Raw genomic sequence first — 22,366 nt, forward strand, 5'->3', positions numbered from 1 at the left:
GCGCGCTTCAAACGCCCGCCTGAAGACAAGGCGCCGTGCCACCGGCCGGCGCCGCCTGTTGCGCCAGCACCACTGGCTTGCGCGTGATCACCAGGGCCAGCTGCAGCGCGGTGGCGGCCACCTGCTCGACCGCGGGCGCATAGCCGTTGCGGATCCAGCGCAGCGCGACATGCATGATGCCGCCGGTGGCGCCGGCCAGCAGCAGCGCATCCGGCTCCTCGCCGGCCGGCAGCAGGGCTTGCGCGAGCAGGCTGCCCAGCCCGCGCAAGGAGGCGTCCAGCGCCTCGTCCACCTGCTTGCTGACGCCCTGGATCTCCACCAGGAACACCCGCGCCGAGCGCGGATCGCGCTGCAGCGCGCCGAAATAGGCCTGCAGCATCGCCAGCGCGCGGCGCCGGCCGCTGCGGCCGGCCGCCTCGCCGGCCGCGACCAGCTGCTGCAGCAGCACCTGGGTCACCGTCTCGAAGGACGCTGCCAGCAAGGCCTCGCTGTTGGCGAAGGATTCATAGAAATAGCGCTCGGTCAGGCCGGCGGCCTCGCAGACCGCCTTGACGGTGGAATGCTGGTAGCCGCGCTCGCCATACACCTGGATGGCGGCGGCAACCAGCTGGCAGCGGCGCTGGGCGCGCCGCTCATCGGCATCGGCGCCGCGGTAGCGGCGGGCGGGGGAAAGCTCGGAGGTCATGCCGCCATTATGACATTCCCTATTGTCAGATTGGGTTGTCATAAGGAATCTGACAACCTAAAGTGTCAGAAGCGCATTTCATCCGGACCTCTCCATGACTGCCACCGCCCCCCAAGACTCACCGCTCGACGTCCTCATCGTCGGCGCCGGCCTGTCCGGCATCGGCGCCGCCCGCCAACTGCAGCAGCGCTGCCCCGGCAAGCGCTATGCCATCCTCGAGGCGCGCGCGTCGATGGGGGGCACCTGGGACCTGTTCCGCTATCCGGGCATCCGCTCGGATTCCGACATGTACACGCTGGGCTATCGCTTCAAGCCCTGGAAAGGCGCCAAGGCCATCGCCGACGGCCCTTCGATCCTCTCCTACATCCGCGAGACCGCCGACGAAGCGGGCATCACCCGGCACATCCGCTTCGGTCACAAGGTGATCCGCGCGGACTGGGACAGCGGCGCGGCCTGCTGGACGGTCGAGGCCGAACGCGCCGCCGACGGCAGCCGGGTGCAGTGGCGGGCGCGCCTGCTCTATGTCTGCGCCGGCTACTACAGCTACGCCGAAGGCCATCGGCCGGCCTTCGCCGGCGAGGAGAACTTCCGCGGCCGCATGGTGCATCCGCAGTTCTGGGACCCGTCGATCGACTATGCCGGCAAGCGCGTGGTGGTGATCGGCAGCGGCGCCACCGCCGTCACGCTGGTGCCGGCGATGGCGCAGAGCGCCGCCCACGTCACCATGCTGCAGCGCTCCCCCACCTATATCGTGGCGCGGCCGGGCCAGGACGCCATCGCGCACAAGCTGCGCCGCCTGCTGCCGGAGGGCCTGGCCTACGGCATCACGCGCTGGAAGAACGTGCTGCTGGGGATGTTCTTCTTCCAGCTGGCGCGCCGCCGCCCCGAGCAGGTCAAGCTGCGCATGGTCGGCATGGCCGCCGAACAGCTCGGCCCCGGCGTCGACGTCGGCACGCACTTCACGCCGCGCTACAAACCCTGGGACCAGCGCGTGTGCCTGGTGCCCGACGGCGACCTGTTCCGCGAACTGCGCGACGGCCGCGCCTCGGTCGTCACCGACACCATCGCGCGCTTCACCGAGCACGGCATCCAGCTCGACTCGGGCAAGGAACTGGCGGCCGACGTGGTGGTGGTCGCCACCGGCCTCAAGCTCAATATGCTGGGCGACATCGCCATCACCGTCGACGGCCAGCGGCGCGTGCCGGCCGAATCGATCGCCTACAAGGGCATGATGTTGAGCGACGTGCCGAACATGGTGCTGGCCTTCGGCTACACCAATGCCTCGTGGACACTGAAGGCCGACCTGACCGCCGAGTACGTGTGCCGCCTGCTGCGCTACATGGACCGCCACGGCCGCCGCATCGCGGTGGCGCGCCGCGACGGCCAGGTGCAGGCCGAGCCCTTCCTCGACTTCACCTCGGGCTACGTGCAGCGCGCCGCCAGCGTGCTGCCCAGGCAGGGCGACCGCAAGCCCTGGCGCGTGTACCAGAACTACTTCATGGACATGCTGACCATCCGCTACGGCCGCATCGACGACGGCGTGATGCAGTTCGACGCGCCGCTCGGCGCGCAGATGCAGCTCAAGGGTCGGGTGGCGGTGCTGACCGGCGCGGGCAGCGGCATCGGTCGCGCGCTGGCGCAGGCGCTGGCGCTGCGCGGCTGCCACCTGGCCCTGGCCGACCGCGATCGCGCCGGCCTGGAGCAGACTGCCGCGCTGCCGGAGCTGCGCCAGGTACGCGTGAGCCTGCACGTGCTCGACGTGGCCGACCGCGAGGCCGTGGCCGCGCTGCCGGTGGCGGTGATGGCCGAGCACGGCCGCGTCGACCTGCTGGTCAACAACGCCGGCGTGGCGCTGGGCGGCAGCTTCGAAGAGGTCAGCGAGTCCGACTTCGACTGGCTGATGTCGATCAACTTCCAGGGCGTGGTGCGCATGACGCGTGCCTTCCTGCCCCTGCTGCGCCGCAGCGACGATGCCCGCATCGTCAACCTGTCGAGCCTGTTCGGCCTGATCTCGCCGCCGGGGCAGGCTGCCTACTCGGCCAGCAAGTTCGCCGTGCGCGGCTTCTCCAACGCACTGCGGCACGAGCTGGCCGACAGCCGCATCGGCGTGACCGTGGTGCATCCGGGCGGCATCGCCACCTCGATCGCGCGCAATGCCCGCGTGGCCGGCGACATCCCGCGCGAACAGGTCGAACAACGCCTGAAGCGCACGGAAAAGCTGCTGCGCATGCCGCCGGCCAAGGCCGCGGATATCATCCTGCGTGGCATCGAGAAACGCCGCTCACGCGTGCTGGTCGGCAGCGACGCGGTGGTGCTTTCCCTGCTGGAGCGGCTTGCGCCGGTCCGTTACTGGAACCTGATCGGCCGGAGCCTGCAATCATGAGCGTCCTCACCACCGTCCTCCTCGCCGTGCTCGCGCTGCTGCTCGTGCTGGGCGCCAGCCTGGCCTGGTTCACCGGCCGCATCGCGCGGCGCATCGAACAGGGCATGCCGCCCACCGGCCGCTTCGTCGACGTGCCGGGCGCGCGCCTGCACGTGGTCGAGCGCGGCCAGGGTCCGGCCATCCTGCTGGTGCACGGCCTGTCCGGCCAGCTCGGCAACTTTGCCTACGGCATGATCGAGCCCTTGGCGCGCGACTTCCGCGTGATTGCGGTGGACCGCCCGGGCTCCGGCTATTCGACGCGCCAGCCCGGCACCGGCGCCGACCTGCCGACCCAGGCCGCCGCGCTGGCCGCGCTGATCGACCGGCTCGGCCTGGAACGCCCGCTGGTGGTCGGCCACTCGCTGGGCGGCGCGATCGCGCTGGCCCTGGCGCTCGGCCACCCGGGGCGCGTCGGCGGACTGGCCCTGCTGGCCCCGCTCACGCATCCGCCCGAAAGCGTGCCGGCGGTATTCAAGGCGCTCGCCACCGAGCGCCCCTGGCTGCGCCGGCTGATCGCCTGGACACTGGCGGTGCCGATGTCGATCGCCCGCCGCGAGCAGGTCATGTCGATCGTGTTCGGTCCCGACCCGGTACCGGAAGACTTCGCCACGCGCGGGGGCGGCCTGCTGGCGCTGCGGCCCAGCCACTTCATCGCCGCCTCGGAGGACCTGGTGGCGGCCGGCCACAGCCTGCCGCCGCAGGTGCCGGCCTACGCCGGTCTGCGCCTGCCGCTCAGCATCCTGTACGGACGCGAAGACCGCATCCTCGATCCGGCGCACAACGGCGAGGCGCTCGCCGCCAAGGTGCCGGGCGCCCGGCTGGTGCTGGTGCCGGGCGGGCACATGCTGCCGATCACGGCGGTGGACACCAGCGTGCGCTTCGTGCGCGAGGCCGCCACGCAGCTACACCGGCCCGAGGCGGTCGCCGTGGGCTGAGCGCGGCGCCGCCGCGCAGGCACCGGACGCGGCCTGCCACGGCCCGCCGCGCTCAGGCGGGGCGCTCGTTCTGCAGCGGGTAGGTGCCGGGCGGCACCAGTTCCTTCAGGCAGGCGTCACGCGCCTGCCGGCTGGCCACGAAGAGATAGGGCGCGACCGCGTCGTTGATGCGCTTGAGGCCGCCCCCGTCGAGAAAGGCCCTCAGGTCGGGGCTTTCCAGCATGCGGTTGGCCTCCAGCGCATCCGCACCGGTGATGCCGGCAGCCTCCAGCGCCTTGCCGGCCAGCGTCGCCTCCTTGACCTTGCGGCCCAGCGGCGAGTTCAGCAGGCGCGCCAGCTTGAGCATCAGGTCCGGATCGGACAGCACCATGGCGAAGCCGGGCCGCACCACCTGCTCCAGCACCGGCCCCGACAAGTGCCCGCGCGTGCATTCGACAAAGCGTGCCTTCGGCACCGGCCCGATCCGCTCGGGCAGCCTGGCGAAGGCCTTGTCCATGCCCGCCGTCACCACCGCGTCCACGTCATAAGCGCGCACCAGCACGCTGAGCGCCTCGTCGTAATTGGCGGGAAACACCTGCGGCGGCGATGCGGCGCGCTGCTCGCTGTTCAGGGTCAAGGGTTCGGCCTGCGGCCGCGAGGCGCCGCCGCCGTCGGCAAGGTGGAACTCGAAGCGCGCCAGCGCGCTGCCGCGCACCGGGGCACCGCTGGCCGCATCGCGGAAGGGCTGGCACCTGGCCCGGCCCGCCGCGGCCAGCGCGGCGTCGTCGAAGGCCGCCTGGCCGGAGCCCTGCCGTACCTGGGCGAACTCGATGCTGCCGTCCAGGCCCAGCACCAGCTCGACCTGCACCCCTCCGCTGGCGTGGGCCGCGCGCAGGGCCGGCGGGAACACCGGCGGCTCGAGCTGGCAAGTGGTGGTGGCATGGGTGGCGGGATCGCGCAGCGGCATGGCAAGCGTCACGGCGCCACATAGAGCGGGCGCGGCGAGCCAGGCCGCCAGCAGCAGGGAACGCGGTGACGGCAGCTTGTGCGACCGTGGCATATGAGCTCCTGGGCGTGCGGGCGCGACCGTGCGTTGCATGAGGGGGTGGCTCTTGACGGCGTGATCCGGCGTGATCCGGCATATTCGGCGGCGCCTGCCTGAGCGACGCCATCGTTTCCATCATACCCAGATTGCGCCGTGTCGGCGCACCCGCTCCCGCCGTGCCCGCCGCCACCCAGCCGCCACCCAGCCGCCACCCAGCGTCAGGTTCCGCCCAGCGGGGGCACCTCCGTGCCGCTGTCGGGCAGGCCGAGCGAGAACTTGACGGGAAAGCGCAGCGCGATCGCCTTCTCCTCCGGCAGCGAGCGGATCATGCCGCGCGCCTGCACATGGGGGTCGTCGAACAGCGCTTGTGCCTCGAGCACGGGCGAGAACGGCAGGTCCCGCCCGGCAAAGGCCGCCTCCCATTCCGCCAGTGTGCCGCCCAGGAAGATGCCCTTGAGCATGGCGTGGACCTCTTCCTTGTAGCGCATCCTGCCCGCGCGCGTGGCGAAACGCGGATCGTGCAGCACGGGATGCGCCGCGCCCAGGGCCTCGCCCAACGCCAGCCAGAACTTGTTCTCCAGGATGCCCAGCGCCAGCCAGCGGCCGTCGCGGGTGGCGAACAGGTCGTTGTCCGGCAGCACGCTGGGCGCGTCCAGCGGCTTGTCCGCGTGCGCGCGCGCGGCCCAGGCGCCGTGCGCCGTCCAGGACAGGATGGCGTCATGGATCGAGACGTCGAGATGCTGGCCGCGCCCATGCCGGCGCGCGCTCATCACCGCCACGGCCAGCGCCAGCGCGGCATAGCCCGAGGCCGCATAGTCCGACATGCGGGTGCGCGGGCGCGAGACCTTGTCCTCCACCTGCGCCGGCACCGACCAGTAGCCCGCCAGCGCCAGGTAGTTGAGATCGTGGCCGGCATGGTCGGCATAGGGCCCGTCCTGCCCGAACCCCGAGATCGAGCACAGCACGATGGCTGGGTTGACCGCGGACAGCGCCGCATAGTCCAGTCCCAGCCGCCGCAGCACGCCCGGGCGGAAGCCCTCGACCACGGCATCCGCCCCGCGTACCAGCGCGAGGAAATCCGCCTTGCCCTGCGCGCTCTTCAGGTCGAGCGCGAGCGCGCGCTTGCCGCGGTTGAACTGCGCGAACACCGCCGCGCCGAGCTGGCGCGAGGTGTCCCCCGTACCAGGCTGCTCCACCTTGACCACCTCGGCACCGAGCTGCATCAGCAAGGTGGTCGCATGGGGACCCGGCAGCAGCTGGCTCAGGTCGATGATCTTCACGTCCTTCAGGCAGGACCACTCCGCTTTCTCCATCGCACCAGCTCCGATCAGGTCGACTCCATGCCGATCTCGTTCATCAACGCGCCGTAGCGGCGGGCGTCGCCGGCCACCAGCGCGGCGAATTCGGCCGGCGAAGGGCTGCGGCGCAGTTCGCCCGCCGTGGCGCGCAACTGTGTGTCGAACGCCCCGCTGGCCTGCACCTGGCCGACCGCGGCGAACAGGCGCTGCAGCAGCGGCGCCGGCAGCCCGGCGGGCGCGAACAGCCCGCTCCAGTTGTCGATGACGAAACCCGGCGGCAGCGCCTCGGCCAGCGTCGGCACCTCGGGGAAGTACGGCGAGCGGGCCGGCGACGACACCGCCAGGGCGCGCAGCTGCCCGTTGTGCAGGTACTGCGCGGCGGTGCCGAGCACCGGCATGCCGAAGTCGGTCTGCCCGCTCAGCATCGCGGCGACCAGTTCGGTGGCGCCCTTATAAGGCACGTGCAGGGCCCGGGTCCCGCTCTGGTGCAGCAGCATCTCGACGGCAAGATGGGCGATGCTGCCCTTGCCGCCGGAACCGAAGCTGAATCCGCCCGGCTTGCGCCGCAACGCGGCCACCAGGTCGGCCACGCTGCGGTACGGCGCCGACGCCGGCACCGCCAGCACGGTGGGCCCGCCCGCCAGCGCGGCGATCGGCGTGAAATCGCGCGCAGGATCGTAGGGCGGGCGGCGGAAGGTGTGCACATTGATCACGTGCGTGTTGGCCAGCACGCCCAGCGTGTAGCCGTCGGGCGCGGCGCGCTTGAGCATGCCGGCGCCGATCACGCCGCCCGCGCCGGCCGCGTTCTCCACCACCACCGGCTGCCCCAGGCGCTGGCGCAGGCCCTCGGCCAGCACGCGCGCCGTGCTGTCAGGCGCGCTGCCGGCCAGGAAGGGCACCAGCAGGCGGAGCGGGCGCTTCGGGTAGCCGGCGTCCGCGCGCGCCGGGCCGGCCAGGCCGCCCAGCGCCGCCGCCCCGGCCAGCGTCAGCCATTGCCTGCGGTTCATGACGGTTCTCCCTGCGCCGGCTGCAGGATGGCGCGCGCGATGGTGTTGCGCTGGATCTCGCTGGTGCCGGTGAAGACGCGGAACATGCGCAGCTTGCGGAAGGCCTGCTCGACCGGGTGGCCGCGCGTGACGCCCACGTTGCCGTGGATCTGCACCGCCTTGTCGGCCACCTCGAAGCAGCGTTCGGAGACGAACAGCTTGCAGGCCGCGGCCTTCATGCGCAGGTCGGCGCCGGCATCGGCCAGCGCGGCGGTCTGCGCGATCATGCTCTCGCAGGCCCACAGCGCGGCCGCCATGTCAGCCAGCATGTGCTGGATGGCCTGGAAGCGCGCGATCGGGCCGCCGAACTGGCGGCGCTGGCCGGCGTACTGCAGCGACGAGCGGTAGGCGCGCATGGCCAGTCCCAGCATGCTCGGGCAATGCAGCAGCCGGTTCACGTTGATGCGCGACATGCCCAGCTTGAAGCCGTTGCCCTCGCCGCCCAGGATGTTGGCGCGCGGCACGCGCACGTCGGTAAAGGTGATGTCGGCGTCGATGTGCTGGCCGGACATCGGCACATAGTCCTGGCTGACCTTGACCCCGGGCAGGTCAAGGTCGACCAGCACCGCGGAGATCGCCGGTGGCGAGGCGCCGGCGTCGGTGACGCACATGACGATGGCGAAGTCGGCGAAGGGCGCACCGCTGATGTAGTGCTTGCCGCCATCGATGCGCAGCATGTCGCCGTCGGCCACGGCGCTGGTGGTGATGCTCTGCGCGTCCGAGCCCGAGTGCAATTCGGTCAAGGCAAAACAGACGGATTTCTCGCCTCGGATCACCGGCTTGAAGTAGCGTTCGAGCTGGTCCGGCGTGGCGTACTTGAGCATATTGCCGACGCGCGGCGGGCCGCCCAGGTCGCCCAGCACGTTCGGCGCCAGCACGGCACCGCTGGCGGCCAGGTCGGCCTTGAGCGCACACTGGGCGGCGATGCTCAGGCCCTGCCCGCCCAGCGCCACCGGCAGGCAGGCCTGGTAGAAGCCCAGCTCGCTGGAGCGGCGCCATACCCCCTGCAGCACCTCGCGCGGCCAGGGCGCCTCGGCGTCCAGGCCCAGCTCGCGCTCGAGCGGCACCAGTTCCTCCTCGACGTAGCGCCGCATGCGCGCGCGCAGGTCGACCAGGGCGGGATCGGTCAGATGATCGAACATGGCTTGCTTCCTCCTCAGTTCACGCGGCGGGCCACGCCCTGCCAGTACGGCTCGCGCACGACCTTGCGCGCCACCTTGCCGCTCGGGTTCTTGGGCAGTTCGCCGACGAACTCGACCGAGCGCGGCGTCTTGTAGTCGGCGATGCGCTCGCGGCAGTGCGCGATCAGCGCGGCGGCCTCGAGCGCGCGCCCCGGGCGCAGCGCCACCACGGCCTTGACGCTCTCGCCCCAGGTCGCGTCGGGCACGCTGATGACGCAGGCTTCCATCACGTCGGGGTGCTGGTAGAGCACGGCCTCCACCTCGGTCGGGTAGACGTTGAAGCCGCCCGAGATGATCATGTCCTTCTTGCGGTCGACCAGGTAGATGAAGCCCTCCTCGTCCACCCGCGCCAGGTCGCCGGTGCGCAGCCAGCCGTCGACCAGCACCTCGCGCGTCAGCTCCGGCTCGCCCCAGTAGCCCTGGAACACATCCTCGCCACGGATCACGATCTCGCCGATGGCGTCGCCCGCCACTTCGCGCCCCTGCTCGTCCACCACGCGCACCTCGGTCTCGCCGTGCGGGCGCCCGCAGGAGGCCAGCCGCCCGGGCCGGCCGGCGATCGCCTCGGCATGATCGGCGGTGGACAGCCGCGTCACGCCCGAGGTCGACTCGCTGGCGCCGTAGCCCTGCGACAGGATCGGCCCGATGCGCTCCCAGGCCTCGCGGATGCGCGCCGGCGCCATCGGCGCGGCGCCATAGCTCAGCGTCTTCAGGCTGCTCAGGTCGGCCTGCTCCAGAGCGGGATCCGCCAGCAGCATGTGGATCATCGCCGGCACCATGAACACATGGGTGATGCGCAGGCGCGCCACCTCGGCCAGGAAGTGGGCCGGCTCGAAGCGATCGAACAGGACCAGCGTGGCGCCGCAGTACAGGAAGGGCTGCATCAGCATGCCGGAGGCATGGGTGACCGGGCCGATCAGGGCCAGGCGGTCGCCCGGCCGCGCCTGCCGGTCCATGCCCAGCAGCATCTTGCGCAGCGACGCCATGCGATTGCCGTAGCTCTGCACGGCGGCCTTGATGCGGCCGGTGGAGCCCGAGGAAAAATGCAGCACGGCGGCATCGGCCGCCGCCGCACGATGCGGCGGCCGGCTGGTGCCGCCACGCGCCAGCAGGTCCTCGTAGCCGAGGTAGCCGGCCGCCGGCCCGCCCAGCGCCACGAAGGCCTCGACCGCGGCGAAGCCCGGCGTGGTGCGCGCGTAGCCGGTATAGCCGTCGCCGCCGATGAAGGCGCGCGGCGTGCAGTTCTCCACCACGTCGCTGGCCTCGGCGGCGGTGAAGCGCGGATTCAGCGCCGCCTTGACCAGGCCGGACTTGTACAGCGCGCATTCGATCTCGACCAGTTCCGCGCAGTTGCGCGACTGCACCGCGACGCGGTCGCCGGGGCGCAGGCCGAGGCCCAGCAGGGCGTTGGCCAGCCGGGTGGAACGCTCGTCGAGCTGGCGGAAGCTGAGCACGCGCTCGCGATGCATGACCGCGGGCCGGTCGCCCCAGTAGCGCGCGGCCCGCTGCAGGAAGAGGGCAAAAGCCATCGTTGTCTCCTTGATGTATCCGGCCCCCAGTCTGTAAGATGCCCCCCATTCCTACAATGGCGCATCAGCTATCAAGCCATAACCATAAGGAATGCAAAGATGGAGACCCGCGACCTGGAATACCTGCTGGCGATCCCCCTGCACGGCAGCATCGGCCGCGCGGCGGAGGCGCTCGGGCTGAGCCAGCCGGCGCTGACCAAGGCCTTGCAGCGCGTGGAAGCGCAGGCAGGCCTGCCGCTGTTCGAGCGCAGTGCCAATGGCATGCGTCCGACCCAGGCGGGAGCGCGCTTTCTCGAACGCGCGCGCCGCATCCAGCTCGAGTACGACGATGCGCTGCAGGAAATGCAGGGCATCCGCACCGGCCAGCTCGGCATGCTGCGGCTGGGCTACTCCCCCTCCATCCCGGAGGCGCTGGTGCTGGATGCCTGCCGCCAGCTGCTGCGCGAGCGCCCCGCCGGCCGGCTGCGCCTGCACCGGCGGCTGGCACGCGAGCTGACCGACTCGCTGCAGGCCGGTGAACTCGATCTCGTCGTGGCCCCCCTGCCCCGCCAGCATGCCGATGCCTTCGCCGCCACACTGCTGTTCGACGACAGCCTGGCCGTGCTGGCCGACCCGGCGCACCCGCTGCATGGCCGCGGTCCGCTGCGGCTGGCGGACCTGGCGGAGCAGGAATGGCTGCTGCCGGAGCCCCACATCGTGCTGCGCCAGCAGGTCGACGCCGCCTTCCGCCAGCGCGGCCTGGGCGAGCCGAAGCTGCGCATCGAAATCGATTTCGGCAGTACCTCGCTGTTCCAGCTGGTCGCCGGCACACACCTGCTCACCATCGCCGGCACGCGTGACGGTGCCGCGCATGGTGGGCTGAGAGCGCTGCCGCTGCGGCAGGGAGAACTGGACCTGGGGCGCCGCATCGGCGCGATCTCGCGGGTCGGCGCGTACCTGTCGCCGCTGGCGCAACGGATGATCGAACTGCTGCGGGAAGGCAGCGCGCACAAGCGCGGCTGAAGGGATAGGCGCGTAACGCGCGACGGTGGACCGGCATGGCGGCCAGGCGCGGCGCCGGGAAAAAAGTCGTGCCCGCCCGGCTACTGCTGTGCGGGGGGACCGGGCGGGCACGAAAACCGCGCGGATCGAGGCCGGTCCGGCAGTGCGGCGATATTACTGAGGGTCGCTGTGCGGCACTGCCAACAATTGTGTCGACCGCCAGGCACGTGCGGCCCGTCATGCGTGCCGCACAAGGCATTGCAATTGTTTGCAGTAGCCTGCCGGGCGCGGCCTTAGACTGCGGTGCTTATTCCGTGGAATGCAAGAAAGGAGCGGCTTCGCCATGAACCGCACGAAGGTGATCGGGTATCTCGCCCTCGGCATGGTCGCCGTGGCGCTGACGGCAGTGCTTTGCGTCACGCTGCAGCAGGGCAAGGAAGCGGGCGAGGCCCGCAAGATCAAGCAGATGGAAAGCCGCGTGACCGGCCTCGCCGCGCCCGGCTCCGCGGGCGCCGAGGGTGCCGCCACGCAGGCGGCGCGCCGCTAACCCGCTAACCCGCTAACCCGCTAACCCGCTAGCCGCCGGACGCTGGCCGCTGGCCGGACTCCGGCGGCGCCGGCAGGCGCATGATGAAGGTGGCGCCGGCGCCCCGCTCGCTCTCCACCGCCATGGTGCCGCCGTGCCGCTGCACCACGGTGCGCACGAACACCAGGCCCAGCCCCACGCCGCCCGGCGTGCCGTGCTCACCCTCGTGCAGCCGGCTGAAGGGCCGGAACAGCCTGGCCTGGTCCTCTACCGCGATGCCGGGCCCCTGGTCGGAAACGCGGATCGCATAGGTGCCCGCCTCCCGGGCCAGGCTCACAGCGACCGTGCCGCCGTCCGGGCTGAACTTGATGGCATTGCCGACCAGGTTGGCCACGGCGCGCGCCAGCAGCGCCGGTTCCGCCATCATCACGCAAGCCTCCTCGCAGATATCCAGCGCCAGCTCGATGCGGCGCGCGCTGGCCTGCGCCCACAGCGCATCGGTGGCGTCGAGTACCAGGCCGGCCAGGTCCGATTCCAGCAGGCGCAGTGGCTGCGTCTCGGCGCGTGCCAGCCGGATGAAGTCGTCGGCCAGGTCCAGCGTGCGCCGCGCCAGGCCGCCGATGCGGGCCAGCAGTGCGGGCTGCGGCAGCGCCTTGGCGGCATCGGCCTGCAGTTCGAGCAGCGCCAGGATGGAGGCCTGCGGCGAGCGCATGTCGTGCGAGAGGAAGCGCAGCGTCTGCTCGCGCTGCCGTTCGGCGCGGCGCACCTCGGAAATGTCGATAAGGCTGACGATCACCCCGGCCAGCCCCCCATTGCTGCTGCGCAGCGCGGCGCCGCGCAGCAGGAAGGGACGCTCGTCGCCGCTGCTCAGTTCCACGCCGCCTTCCTCCACCTCGCCCTGGCTGCCCTCGCCGGTCGACAGCGCTGCATGCAGGCCCTCCCAATAGGCCAGTCCGGGGCCGGCCACGGGAAACAGCCGGGTCAGCAACTCGTGCACGTCGGCCGGCACGCCCGTCTCCCCTTCGCCTGCGCTACGCCCACCCGCGGCCGCACAGAGCATGGCGCAGCGCCGGTTGGCCAGCAGCACGCGGCCCTCCGGCGTGCAGATCACGGTGGCCTCGGGCAGGCTCTCCAGCGCGTCCGAGAGGAACTGGCGCAGGTCGCGCAGGCGCGAGCTCATGCGGTAGACCGCTTCCATGCGGTGGTCGAGCGAACGGCCGGCCGGCCCACGCGGCGGCGACGCCCCAAGCAGGCCGGGCTCGGCCTCCAGCCGGGCGGCTTCCTGGGCCAGGAAGCGCAGCACCGCCTCCTGGCGCCGCCAGCTCCACAGCGGGTAGAACAGCAGGCAGCCGACGATGGCGGAGGCCGGGGCGAACCAGAGGTGCGCCAGGCCCATCAGCAGCAGGCTGGCGGCGAAGGCCGCGCCGGCCAGCAGCACGCTGATCAGCAGTGCCGCGCGCGGCGCCAGCATCAGCGCGGCGAGCGCCGCCAGCAGGATCGGCAGCAAGGTGCCGAGCCAGAACCAGGGTGCCGCCACCGCCACGATCGTGCTGCCCTGCTCCAGGGCCTGGATGGTGTTGGTCAGGATCTCGACGCCGCTCATGCCGCGGCCGTCGCGCGACACCGGGGTCGGGAACACGTCGCCGAGCCCGGTGGCCGCCGCGCCCACCAGCACCGCCTTGCCGCGGAACACTTCGGGCGGCACCGCGCCCGACAGCACGTCGCGCACGGATACGCGCGGAAAGGTGCCGGGCGGGCCGGCGAAGGGGATGCGCACCAGGTAGCGCCGCTGCCAGTCGCCGTCGGCGCGGAAGGGATCGGGAGCGTTCTCGTGACGGTAGTCCGCCACCGGGCGCGCGCTGCGGCCGAATCCGGCGATCACCGCCGAGAAATGCGTCAGCAAGGCGCCGGGCAGCCCCTCCTGCAGGAATACCTGGCGCGCCACGCCGTCCACATCGACCGCCATGTCGATATGGCCGATGCCGGCGGCGCCCAGCCAGGGCAGCGGATAGCGGATGGTCCAGCTGCCGCCGACGGCCTCCGCCAGGGCCGGCAGCACCACGTTGCCGGCACGCGCCATGCTGCGCGCCAGCGCCATGTCGTCGCCCGGCGAGCGCAGGTCAGGCTCCGAGAGGATGATGTCCAGGCCGATCACGCGCGGCTTGCCGGCGGCGATGTGATCGATCAGGTCGGCCAGCACCGCGCGCCGCCACGGCCAGCGGCCGATCGAGGTGATGCTGGCATCGTCGATGGCGACGATCATGATGTCCGGCTGCGGCGCATGGGCCTGTGCCGCGATGCCGATGTCGTAGACCGCCAGGTCCGCCCGCTGGGTCCACTGCCAGTGCGCGGCGGCGATCGCCAGCACGGCCACCGCGGCGCTCAGCAGCCACCAGTCGAGCAGCGTGCGGCGCCGGTACGGCGCCAGGTAGGCGGCCAGCGCGCCGCGCAGCCCGCCAGGAGATGTGCCGGGCCGGCTATTGTCCACGGCGGATCATGCCGCCGGCGCTGGCAACCGGCTGGCCGGTGCCATCGCGCAGGTACTGCACGACTTCGATCCGCTGCGGCGCCGAGAAGGCTGCCTCGCTGACGGCTGCTTTACCGCCGCCCTTCCCCTCTCGCGCCACGCGCACGTAGTAGAAGCCCGAGCCCGGGCGCGGCAGCGCCACCTCGTTGGTCTCGGTATGCGCGTCGACCAGCGGATGGGTAAAACGTGCCTCGTCCGCCAGCTGCACGCGATAGCCCGCTGCGGCTGCCGCGCCGGCGGCAGGCCAGCGGATGCGCAGCGTGTCGCCGCCATCGTCGGCCAGGCTGGGCTGGGGTGGCGGCGGCTCCACCGTGAACGGCACCGACTCCGACCACGGGCCGGGCTGGCCCGCGGCGTCGAGCGAGCGCACCCGCCACCACCATCTGCCGAGCGCCAGTTCGCGGCCGGCCTCGGTCTGCTCGCTGCGCAGCGGCTGCACCGCCGCATCGCGGAAATCGCTGTCGCCGGCCACTTCGTATTCGTAGGCCCGCACGCCACCGTCCACGTGGGCCCAGGCGAAGCCGACCTGCTGCCCGTACTGCGAGGAATCCTTGCCGGGACGCAGCATGAACGGCGCCGGCGGAGTCAAGCGGACGACAAAACGCTGCACCGAGGCCGGCCCGGTCAGGCGCTGCGCGCCGATGGCGCTGACGCCCACGTAGAGCACCCCCTCGGGCAGGTCGGCCAGCGTGGCCTGCTGGCCTGCGACTCGCTGCGTGGACAGCCACTCGGTCTGTTCGGCATCGCGCGACACCACCACGCGGTAGCCGCTGGCCCCCGCGACCGGCTGCCACTGCAGCGGCGCCGTGGCGCCCAGCACCGGCTGCGGCAACGCGCCCAGCTGCGGCGGCGGCGGCAGGGGCACCGGCGCGGCCAGCTTGCCGCCGCCGGACGCCGACACACCATAGCCGGCGCCCACCCGGGCCGCCGCACCGGCCTTGCCAACCTTGCCGGCGCCCGTGATGCCGGCCACGCCGACGATGCCCTGCAGCACCTCGCTGCGGTTGCCCGCGTCGTCGGCCGCCACACGGTAACGCGTGCCGCGCACGCCGGTCACCATCATCGGCGTGCGCATCTCGAAGCGGCCCACGCCGGTGCCGCCCGGCGCCACCTGGGCCTCGGCGCCGCCGCGCCCGACCTCGAGCATGGAGTCGGTCAGCCCGGTCTTGGCGAAGGCGCGCAGGCGGCGCACCTGGACCGCGCTGGACGGCGGCAGGGTCAGGCGCGAGCGGTCGGACAGCTCGATCGTCACCAGGCCGTCGACGCCGGTCTCGATGCGGGCCGCCTCGGCCAGTTGCGTTCCGGCACGCAGCGGCGCGCCGTCGGCGCGCACGTCGCCGTGCACCGCCACCGCGCGGGCGCTGCCGGCCTGCTCGGCAATGTATTTCAGGGGAATGCGCAGGCGCGTGCCCGGCTGCAGCCGGTACGGGTCTCCGACCCGGTTCAGCTGCTGCAGCATGCGCCAGCCGTCGAGCCGTGTCATGTAGCGGTCCGCCAGGCCGATCAGGGTATCGCCCCGCTCCACGAGGTAGATGAAGTCCTCGCCTTCGGTTCCGGCCGGACCGGCCCACACCCGCGTGACCGCTACGGCACAGAGAGCCGCCACCCCGCAAGCCGCCAGCGCCAGCCGGGCGCCGGCACGCCCCCCTTCACTCCGCCTGCTCATCCGCTGCATTCACGCTCTCGAAACGGTAACCATGGGAATAGACGGATGTCAGCCTGACCCCGTTCTCCGGGCGCAGGGACAGCTTGATGCGCAGCCGCGACATATGGGTGTCGAGCGTGCGCGAGCCCGCGCCGATGCTGCGGCCCCACACCGCCTGCTCCACCACCTCCCGCGACAGCAGGCGGCCGATGTTGCGGAACAGGAAAAGCGCCAGCTCGAACTCGCGCGGCGACACTTCGACGGGCTCACCGCCCACCAGCACGGTGCGCGCGCCGGCGTCCAGGCAGTAGTTGCCCTGGCGGACGATCTGTTCCTGCTGGGCGGCCTCGGGATAGGCACGGCGCAGCAGCGCCTGCACGCGCGCGTTCAGTTCCGCGCGCCGGATCGGCTTGATCATGTAGTCATCGGCGCCCACGGTCAGGCCGGCGACGATGTCCTCTTCCTGGGAGCGGCTGGTGACGAACAGGATCGGCGGCAGGCGCCCGGAGTTCTGCCGCACCCAGGACACGATCTCCGGACCGGCGATGTCGGGCAGTTGCCAGTCGACCAGCAGCAGGTCGAAGACCTGGTCGCGCAGGGCCCGCAACAGGCTCCTGCCGTCGCCGAAGCTGGTGCATTCGTGGCCGGCGTCCACCAGGATCTGCCGGATCAGCTCGGATTGGTCTTTGTCATCCTCGACCGAGGCAATTCTCATACTTCCCTCTTCTGCCTCCGCCGCGCCCACCTGGCACGGCTCCGGAAACGCGCCAGGGCGCCTTTCCTGCGCATGGTACATAACAGCCCCCCCTTCCGTCGACCCTGCCGGGCGGGGGACTGCTCCCGCTTGCCGGTGGCCTTCATTGCCGGATGAAGGTCTCGTATTCCAGCCTGCCCGGCCTGCGATCGAGCAGCTGCAGCGCCGCGCCACCACCCTCGGCAGGGCCGCGGCGAAGCCATGGCCGTACCAGGTCGGGCCCCGGCTCCAGCGTCAACCGCGCCAGACAGGGGTTCAGCATCAGGAACAGCGCGTTCAGCGGCACCTCGTGGCGCTGCTCCAGGCAGAAGTCGAGATTGAGCCCCCGGCAGCGCCAGCACCCAGCGGCCCGCCGCGAACAGCAGCCGCGCGGCGATCGCCTGCACCTTGACGACCCCGTACCGGCCCAGGCGGACGGTGAGCGCCATGATGCCGCGCAGTTCGAAACCGAAGCCGGCCATCTCCGTGCCCCCCGTACATCGGGCTGCGCGGCGAGCGTGGCAGTTCGATGCCGTCGGGGATGGTGCTGGAGCGCTGCGCCGGCCTCTTAGCAGGCACGGCCCAAGGTGTCGGAGACGTGCACGCACGGCTCGCGGAAATTCGCGCAAATCGCTGGCCTGCGGCCCATCGCGCTGGAACGCATAGCGGCTGCCACGGATCCACTGGCTCTGGAACAGGTCGATCTTGCGTTCCTTGGTGTCGATGCCGTGTCGGACACCGGCAGCGGGCGCCGCTGGCGCGGAGCGGACTTCGAAGGAGAATCCCAGGGCGCTGCGGAAGACGATTCCGACCAACGCGCTCAGTGCCCCGCTTCAGCAAATGAGCCAAAGAAGACCTTTGGCTTGAGAATTTTCCCCGTGATGACGCCGAATGTTAGCGTTTGAAGTCAATGGCTACTGTCAACAACTGTGTCCCGAGCACAGCGATCCACGCCCATCGACACGCCCGGCAGGCGCGCAGCCGCAGCGCGGAACCTGCCGCCACGCCGGACCGATGGCCCGCCAAAGCCGCTAGAATCACGCCGGCGAACCGGCACGCCGGCATTCGGACGCGCCGCCAGGCACCAGGCACCAGTCAACGGAGAAACCAGATGAAGGTCGACAATATCCTGCACACCATTGGCGGCACGCCGCACATCCGCATCCAGCGCCTGTTCGGCGACCAGCATCGCGTCTGGATCAAGTCGGAGCGCAGCAACCCGGGCGGCTCGATCAAGGACCGCATCGCCCTGGCCATGATCGAGGCCGCCGAGCAGGACGGCCGCCTCAAGCCGGGCGGCACCATCATCGAGCCCACCTCGGGCAATACCGGCATCGGCCTGGCCATGGTGGCCGCGGTCAAGGGCTACAAGCTGGTGCTGGTGATGCCGGACAGCATGTCGATCGAGCGCCGCCGCCTGATGCTGGCCTACGGCGCCACCTTCGAACTGACTCCGCGCGAGAAAGGCATGAAGGGCGCTATCGCCCGCGCCGAGGAACTGGTCGCGTCCACCCCGGGCGCCTGGATGCCGCAGCAGTTCGAGAATCCGGCCAACGTGGCCGTGCATGAGCGCACCACCGCGCGCGAGATCCTGGCCGACTTCCCCGAAGGCGTCGACGTGCTGATCACCGGCGTCGGTACCGGTGGCCATATCACGGGCTGCGCGCGTGTGCTGAAGGATGCCTGGCCCAAGCTCAAGGTCTATGCCGTCGAGCCGACCGCCTCGCCGGTGCTGTCCGGCGGCGCGCCCGCGCCGCACCCGATCCAGGGCATCGGCGCCGGCTTCGTGCCGCGCATCCTCGACAGCGGGCTGCTCGACGGCATCATCCAGGTCGATGCCGAGCCGGCACGCGAGATGGCACGCCGCGCCGCGCGCGAGGAAGGCCTGCTGGTGGGGATCTCTTCCGGTGCCACGCTGGCGGCGATCGCGCACAAGCTGCCCGAGCTGCCGGCCGGCGCCACGGTGCTGGGCTTCAACTACGATACCGGCGAACGGTACCTGACGGTGGAAGGGTTCCTGCCCGCCTGAGCGCCTGATCCCTGCCCTCGCGCTCCCGGCAGGCCCGCCGCCGGGAGCGGCAGGGCCTGCAGGATGCGGCCCGGCACGGAAGGCCGGGCGCCCTCCGCTCAGCCTGCCGGCAGGGCAAACCCCGCGCCGACCCTTCCCCGCACGGACTTCAGCGTCGCCCGCGCCGCGGACGCGTCGCGCGCCAGCCGCAGCAGGCCGCCGATCTGCCCGGGCGCGCGCAGCAGGCTGCGCAGCACGGCCGGCACGTCGGTGCTGCCGTCGGCCGCCATGCCCGCCAGCGCGGCCGGCGGCACGGCACGGTCGGCCGGATCGATCACCACCCGGCAGGCGGCGAAGCGCAGGCCGCGGGCCTGGGCGAAACGCGCCGCAAGATGGGATTCCATGTCGACGCCGAGCGCACCGGTGCGCTGGTGCAGCGCGCGCTTGCCGGCCAGGTCGGTGACCGCGGCATCGGCGCCGGCCAGGCTGCCGACGCGCGCCTGCGGCAAGGCCCGGCGCAGCGCGCCGAGCCAGTCGGCGTCGGCGGGGTGCAGGCTGGTGCCGTCATACACGCCGTCGGCCAGCACCACGGCGCCGGGCGCCAGTCCCGGCTCCAGGCCGCCGGCCACACCGAAGCTGATCACGCCCGCGCAGCGGGGCCAGTCACCCTGCTCCAATGCCGCCTGCAGGGCGCCGGCGCGGAAGCCGTAGAGCGTGGCGACACCGGGCGCGGCCGCCAGCCGCGCCTCGAAGTCCATGCCGCACACGACCAGCACGGACGCGTCGCGCCCGCCGGGACTTACATGCCCCATGCCACGTGGCGGCTGCCGGCGCGCCGCAGGTTGCGGTAGCGCGCCAGCGCCCACAGCGGGAAGAAGCGCGCGTAGCCGTGGTAGCGCAGGTAGAACACGCGCGGGAAGCCGGTGGCGGTGAAGTGCGCCTCGGCCCAGAAGCCGTCCTCCTGCTGCGTGGCCTGCAGGTAAGCAATGCCGCGCGCGACGGCCGGATGCGCCACGGCGCCGGCCGCCATCAGCGCCATCAGCGCCCACGCGGTCTGCGACGCCGTGCTCGGCGCGCGCTCGTAGCCGTGGTATTCCAGCTTGTAGCTGGCGCCGTCCTCGCCCCAGCCGCCATCGTCGTTCTGGATGCCGACCAGCCAATCTGCCGCGCGTTGCATCTCCGGCGCGTCCGGCTTCAGGCCCGCGGCATTGAGGGCGCACAGGGCACTCCAGGTGCCGTAGATATAGTTCATGCCCCAGCGGCCATACCAGCTGCCGTCCGGCAACTGTTCGGCCAGCAGGTAGCGCAGCGCACGCGCCGCCGCGCTGCAGCGCTCGGGCATCTCGCCGAGCTGGGCCAGCATCGACAGGCAGCGCGCCGACACGTCGGCGGTGGGCGGGTCGAGCAGCGCCCCGTGGTCGGAGAAGGGGATGTTGTTCAGGTACAGGTGGGTGTTCTCGGGCTCGAAAGCGCCCCAGCCGCCGTCACTGCTCTGCATGCCCACGATCCATTCGGTGGCGCGCGCGATGCTGTCGGCAAAGCGCTCGCGCTGCCCGAGCGGCACCGGCGCGTCGACGCGCGCCGCGCGGTCCATGGCCATCGCCACCACCGCGGTGTCGTCGACGTCGGGATAGTAGTCATTGGCGTACTGGAAGGCCCAGCCGCCGGGACGCACGTCTGGGCGGCGCACGGTCCAGTCGCCCTTCACCTCGAGCACCTGCAGCGGGCGCAGCCATTGCAGGCCGCGCTCGGCCGCCGCGGTGGCGCGCTCGCCGCCGGCTTCCAGCAGCGCGTGGCTGGCCAGCGCGGTGTCCCACACCGGCGACAGGCAGGGCTGGCAGTAGGCTTCGTCGTGGGCCTCGTCCCCGGCTTCGTGGACCACCAGCAGGTGTTCGATCGATTCGCGCGCGATCGCGCGGTCGGGGTGGTCCGCCGGCACGCCCAGCACGTCGAACATCATCACCGAGTTAGCCATCGCGGGGAAGATCGCGCCGAGCCCGTCCTTGCCGTTCAGGCGCTCGACCACGAAGGCGCGCGCGCGCTCGATGGCGCGCCGGCGCAGCGCGCCGGGGAAGAGCGGCTCGGCCACGCGCAGCACGCCATCCAGCATGCTGAACGCGGTGAACCAGAAACGGCTCTGGTGCGGCGCCTTGGGCAGCAGCCGCGTGGCCTGGCACGGCCGCAGGAACAGCTCGTCGATGCCGATCTTGCGCGGGTTGCGTGCCTGCGGGCGCAGGCTGTTCAGCACCAGCAGCGGCACGATCACGGTGCGGGCCCAGTACGACACCTTGGACAGGTGGAAAGGAAACCACTCCGGCAGCAGCATGATCTCGACCGGCATCATCGGCACCGCGCGCCACGGCATCACGCCGTACAGCGCCAGCAGCGTGCGCGTGAAGACGTTGCTGGCCTCCGCGCCGCCCATGCGATGGATGGCAGCGCGCGCGCGCTGCATGGGCTCGGCGTCCGGCGACTCGCCGATCATCTTCAGCGCAAAATAAGCCTTGACGCTGGCGCTGACGTCGGACGCGCCGTCATGGAACAGCGGCCAGCCGCCGTCGGCATTCTGGATGCGGCGCAGGTAGCGGCCGATGCGGGCCTCCAGCCGGGCGTCGGCGTTCTCGCCGAGGTAGTGCACCAGCAGGACGTACTCGGACGGGATGGTGGCATCTGCCTCGAGTTCGAACACCCAGTGGCCATCGGCTTTCTGGAGCGCGAGCAGCGCGTCGGTGGCGCCGGCGATCGCCCGCTCGAGCGCATCGTCGCGGGCCGCATCCTGCGCGGCGCCGGCGTCCGGGGCGGGGGAACTCTTGGAAACTGCTAGCTGGGTCATGGTCGGCAGAACCCTCTTCTTACTCTGACTTTCAAACTGCGGTATTCAAACTACGGCCGTCGAACTGCGGTCTTCGAACGACGCGGACGACTGGCTTCGAACAGATGCCGAACGGCTTCCGTGGCGCGGGCGGCTGCCGGTCGATGCCCGCACCCGGACATCTCCGGCATGGCCGCGCGCGGCCTGCCCGCTCAGCCCAGCGCGTGGCGCAGCACCAGCCACAGCAGGCGCACGCGCGGCACCTTGGCGCGCGCACGCGGCGCATTCCAGCCACGCGCCAGCATGCGCACCAGGATCTCGTGGTAGACGGCGGCCATGATGCGCGGCGAGCGCACCTGCCGCGCCGGGCAGCGCGCCATGATGGCGTGCGACCGGTCATAGTGCGCCTGCGCCTCGCGCGCCAGCCCGGCGCAGACCTGCCCGATGGCGGGATGGGCGATCACCTCGCGCGGCTCGCCCGCCGGGATGCCCGCCTGCGCCAGCGCCTCGGCCGGCAGGTAGAGGCGGCCCAGCTCGGCGTCCTCGTCGATGTCGCGCAGGATATTGGTCAACTGCAGGGCCCGGCCCAGGTGGTAGGCCAGCGCCACGCCGTCCTCGCGGCCCATGCCGAACACGCGCACCGCCAGCCGCCCCACGGCGCTGGCGACGCGGTCGCAGTACAGGTCCAGCGTGGCGGCGTCCGGCGCGCGGATATCGGCCACCACGTCCATCGTCATGCCGTCGATCACGGCCAGGAAATCGGCCTGCTCCAGGTCGTAGCGGGCGATCTGCCTGGCCAGTTCGGCCAGGGCCGCGGGCGGCGCGCCGGCATAGCAGGCGGCGATGTCGCGGCGCCAGGCATCCAGGCCGGCCAGCCGCGCCGCATGCGGCGCGTCGCCGTCGGCGATGTCGTCCACCGCGCGGCAGAAGGCGTAGATATGGAACATGGCCTCGCGCTGTGGCGCGGGCAGGATCCGCATGGCCGCATGGAAAGAACTGCTCGACGAGACGACA

The 22,366-nt window shown here is 71.7% G+C and carries 18 protein-coding genes; 5 read left to right on the top strand and 13 right to left on the bottom strand.

Annotation, left to right across the window (positions count from 1 at the left end; all coding sequences use genetic code 11):
* Nucleotides 1-7: 7 nt before the first annotated feature.
* A complete protein-coding gene (locus tag BKK79_RS20540; protein WP_071019032.1) occupies nt 8-685 on the bottom strand; it encodes a TetR/AcrR family transcriptional regulator in 678 nt (225 codons plus the stop codon).
* Between the two features lie 94 nt (nt 686-779).
* On the opposite strand from BKK79_RS20540, the gene BKK79_RS41585 reads away from it, so the two are divergent.
* Both BKK79_RS41585 and BKK79_RS20550 read left to right on the top strand, forming a co-directional pair.
* Nucleotides 780-3,068 (top strand): NAD(P)/FAD-dependent oxidoreductase, encoded by a 2,289-nt coding sequence (locus BKK79_RS41585; RefSeq protein ID WP_083384459.1) that lies wholly within the window; start codon nt 780-782, stop codon nt 3,066-3,068.
* Nucleotides 3,065-4,042: an alpha/beta fold hydrolase gene (locus tag BKK79_RS20550; protein WP_071038621.1), complete on the top strand. Its 978-nt coding sequence runs from the start codon at nt 3,065-3,067 to the stop codon at nt 4,040-4,042. Before BKK79_RS41585 ends, BKK79_RS20550 begins: the two co-directional genes overlap by 4 nt.
* Nucleotides 4,043-4,094: 52 nt before the next feature.
* Here BKK79_RS20550 and BKK79_RS20555 read toward each other — a convergent pair whose 3' ends face one another.
* The 5 genes from BKK79_RS20555 to BKK79_RS20575 form a co-directional block, all read right to left on the bottom strand.
* On the bottom strand, nt 4,095-5,081 hold the full coding sequence (locus BKK79_RS20555; protein WP_071038622.1) for a TonB family protein: 987 nt from the start codon (nt 5,079-5,081) through the stop codon (nt 4,095-4,097).
* 203 nt (nt 5,082-5,284) lie between these two features.
* On the bottom strand, nt 5,285-6,379 hold the full coding sequence (locus tag BKK79_RS20560; RefSeq protein WP_071038623.1) for a CaiB/BaiF CoA transferase family protein: 1,095 nt from the start codon (nt 6,377-6,379) through the stop codon (nt 5,285-5,287).
* Nucleotides 6,380-6,393: 14 nt separating this feature from the next.
* The gene (locus tag BKK79_RS20565) at nt 6,394-7,371 is read right to left on the bottom strand and encodes a tripartite tricarboxylate transporter substrate-binding protein (RefSeq protein WP_071038624.1); all 978 of its coding nucleotides are present in this window, start codon (nt 7,369-7,371) and stop codon (nt 6,394-6,396) included.
* Nucleotides 7,368-8,552 (bottom strand): acyl-CoA dehydrogenase family protein, encoded by a 1,185-nt coding sequence (locus BKK79_RS20570; protein ID WP_071038625.1) that lies wholly within the window; start codon nt 8,550-8,552, stop codon nt 7,368-7,370. The genes BKK79_RS20565 and BKK79_RS20570 overlap by 4 nt, the downstream gene beginning before the upstream one ends.
* A 14-nt stretch (nt 8,553-8,566) precedes the next feature.
* Nucleotides 8,567-10,120 (bottom strand): AMP-binding protein, encoded by a 1,554-nt coding sequence (locus tag BKK79_RS20575; RefSeq protein WP_071019020.1) that lies wholly within the window; start codon nt 10,118-10,120, stop codon nt 8,567-8,569.
* A 99-nt stretch (nt 10,121-10,219) separates the two neighbouring features.
* Between BKK79_RS20575 and BKK79_RS20580 the strand changes: the two genes are divergently transcribed.
* Nucleotides 10,220-11,122: a LysR family transcriptional regulator gene (locus tag BKK79_RS20580; protein WP_071019018.1), complete on the top strand. Its 903-nt coding sequence runs from the start codon at nt 10,220-10,222 to the stop codon at nt 11,120-11,122.
* A gap of 322 nt (nt 11,123-11,444) precedes the next feature.
* A complete protein-coding gene (locus BKK79_RS20585; protein WP_084084975.1) occupies nt 11,445-11,648 on the top strand; it encodes a hypothetical protein in 204 nt (67 codons plus the stop codon).
* Between the two features lie 28 nt (nt 11,649-11,676).
* Here the strand turns inward: BKK79_RS20585 and BKK79_RS20590 are convergent, their stop codons facing one another.
* The 4 genes from BKK79_RS20590 to BKK79_RS41160 all read right to left on the bottom strand — a co-directional run bounded on the left by BKK79_RS20590 (nt 11,677) and on the right by BKK79_RS41160 (nt 16,839).
* A complete protein-coding gene (locus tag BKK79_RS20590; RefSeq protein ID WP_232346413.1) occupies nt 11,677-14,115 on the bottom strand; it encodes a CHASE2 domain-containing protein in 2,439 nt (812 codons plus the stop codon).
* Nucleotides 14,105-15,829: a FecR domain-containing protein gene (locus BKK79_RS20595; RefSeq protein WP_157128489.1), complete on the bottom strand. Its 1,725-nt coding sequence runs from the start codon at nt 15,827-15,829 to the stop codon at nt 14,105-14,107. The genes BKK79_RS20590 and BKK79_RS20595 overlap by 11 nt, the downstream gene beginning before the upstream one ends.
* The gene (locus BKK79_RS20600) at nt 15,804-16,514 is read right to left on the bottom strand and encodes a response regulator transcription factor (RefSeq protein ID WP_071019013.1); all 711 of its coding nucleotides are present in this window, start codon (nt 16,512-16,514) and stop codon (nt 15,804-15,806) included. The genes BKK79_RS20595 and BKK79_RS20600 overlap by 26 nt, the downstream gene beginning before the upstream one ends.
* Before the next feature lie 142 nt (nt 16,515-16,656).
* Nucleotides 16,657-16,839: a hypothetical protein gene (locus tag BKK79_RS41160; protein ID WP_071038626.1), complete on the bottom strand. Its 183-nt coding sequence runs from the start codon at nt 16,837-16,839 to the stop codon at nt 16,657-16,659.
* An 804-nt stretch (nt 16,840-17,643) separates the two neighbouring features.
* Between BKK79_RS41160 and cysK the strand changes: the two genes are divergently transcribed.
* Nucleotides 17,644-18,561: a cysteine synthase A gene (cysK, locus tag BKK79_RS20610; protein ID WP_071019010.1), complete on the top strand. Its 918-nt coding sequence runs from the start codon at nt 17,644-17,646 to the stop codon at nt 18,559-18,561.
* A 98-nt stretch (nt 18,562-18,659) separates the two neighbouring features.
* On the opposite strand, the gene BKK79_RS20615 is transcribed toward cysK, so the two are convergent.
* The 3 genes from BKK79_RS20615 to hpnD all read right to left on the bottom strand — a co-directional run bounded on the left by BKK79_RS20615 (nt 18,660) and on the right by hpnD (nt 22,332).
* Nucleotides 18,660-19,352, bottom strand: coding sequence for a phosphorylase (locus tag BKK79_RS20615; protein ID WP_084084977.1), 693 nt, complete (start codon nt 19,350-19,352; stop codon nt 18,660-18,662).
* Entirely contained in the window at nt 19,340-21,373 is a 2,034-nt protein-coding gene (gene shc, locus BKK79_RS20620; RefSeq protein ID WP_071038627.1) for a squalene--hopene cyclase, read from the bottom strand. Before shc ends, BKK79_RS20615 begins: the two co-directional genes overlap by 13 nt.
* Before the next feature lie 191 nt (nt 21,374-21,564).
* Complete coding sequence (gene hpnD / locus BKK79_RS20625) at nt 21,565-22,332, bottom strand: presqualene diphosphate synthase HpnD (protein ID WP_231908095.1); 768 nt, start codon at nt 22,330-22,332, stop codon at nt 21,565-21,567.
* Between the last annotated feature and the right edge of the window lie 34 nt (nt 22,333-22,366).

Origin of the sequence: Cupriavidus sp. USMAA2-4, from assembly GCF_001854305.1 — a bacterium.
GTDB classification, from domain to species: domain Bacteria; phylum Pseudomonadota; class Gammaproteobacteria; order Burkholderiales; family Burkholderiaceae; genus Cupriavidus; species Cupriavidus malaysiensis.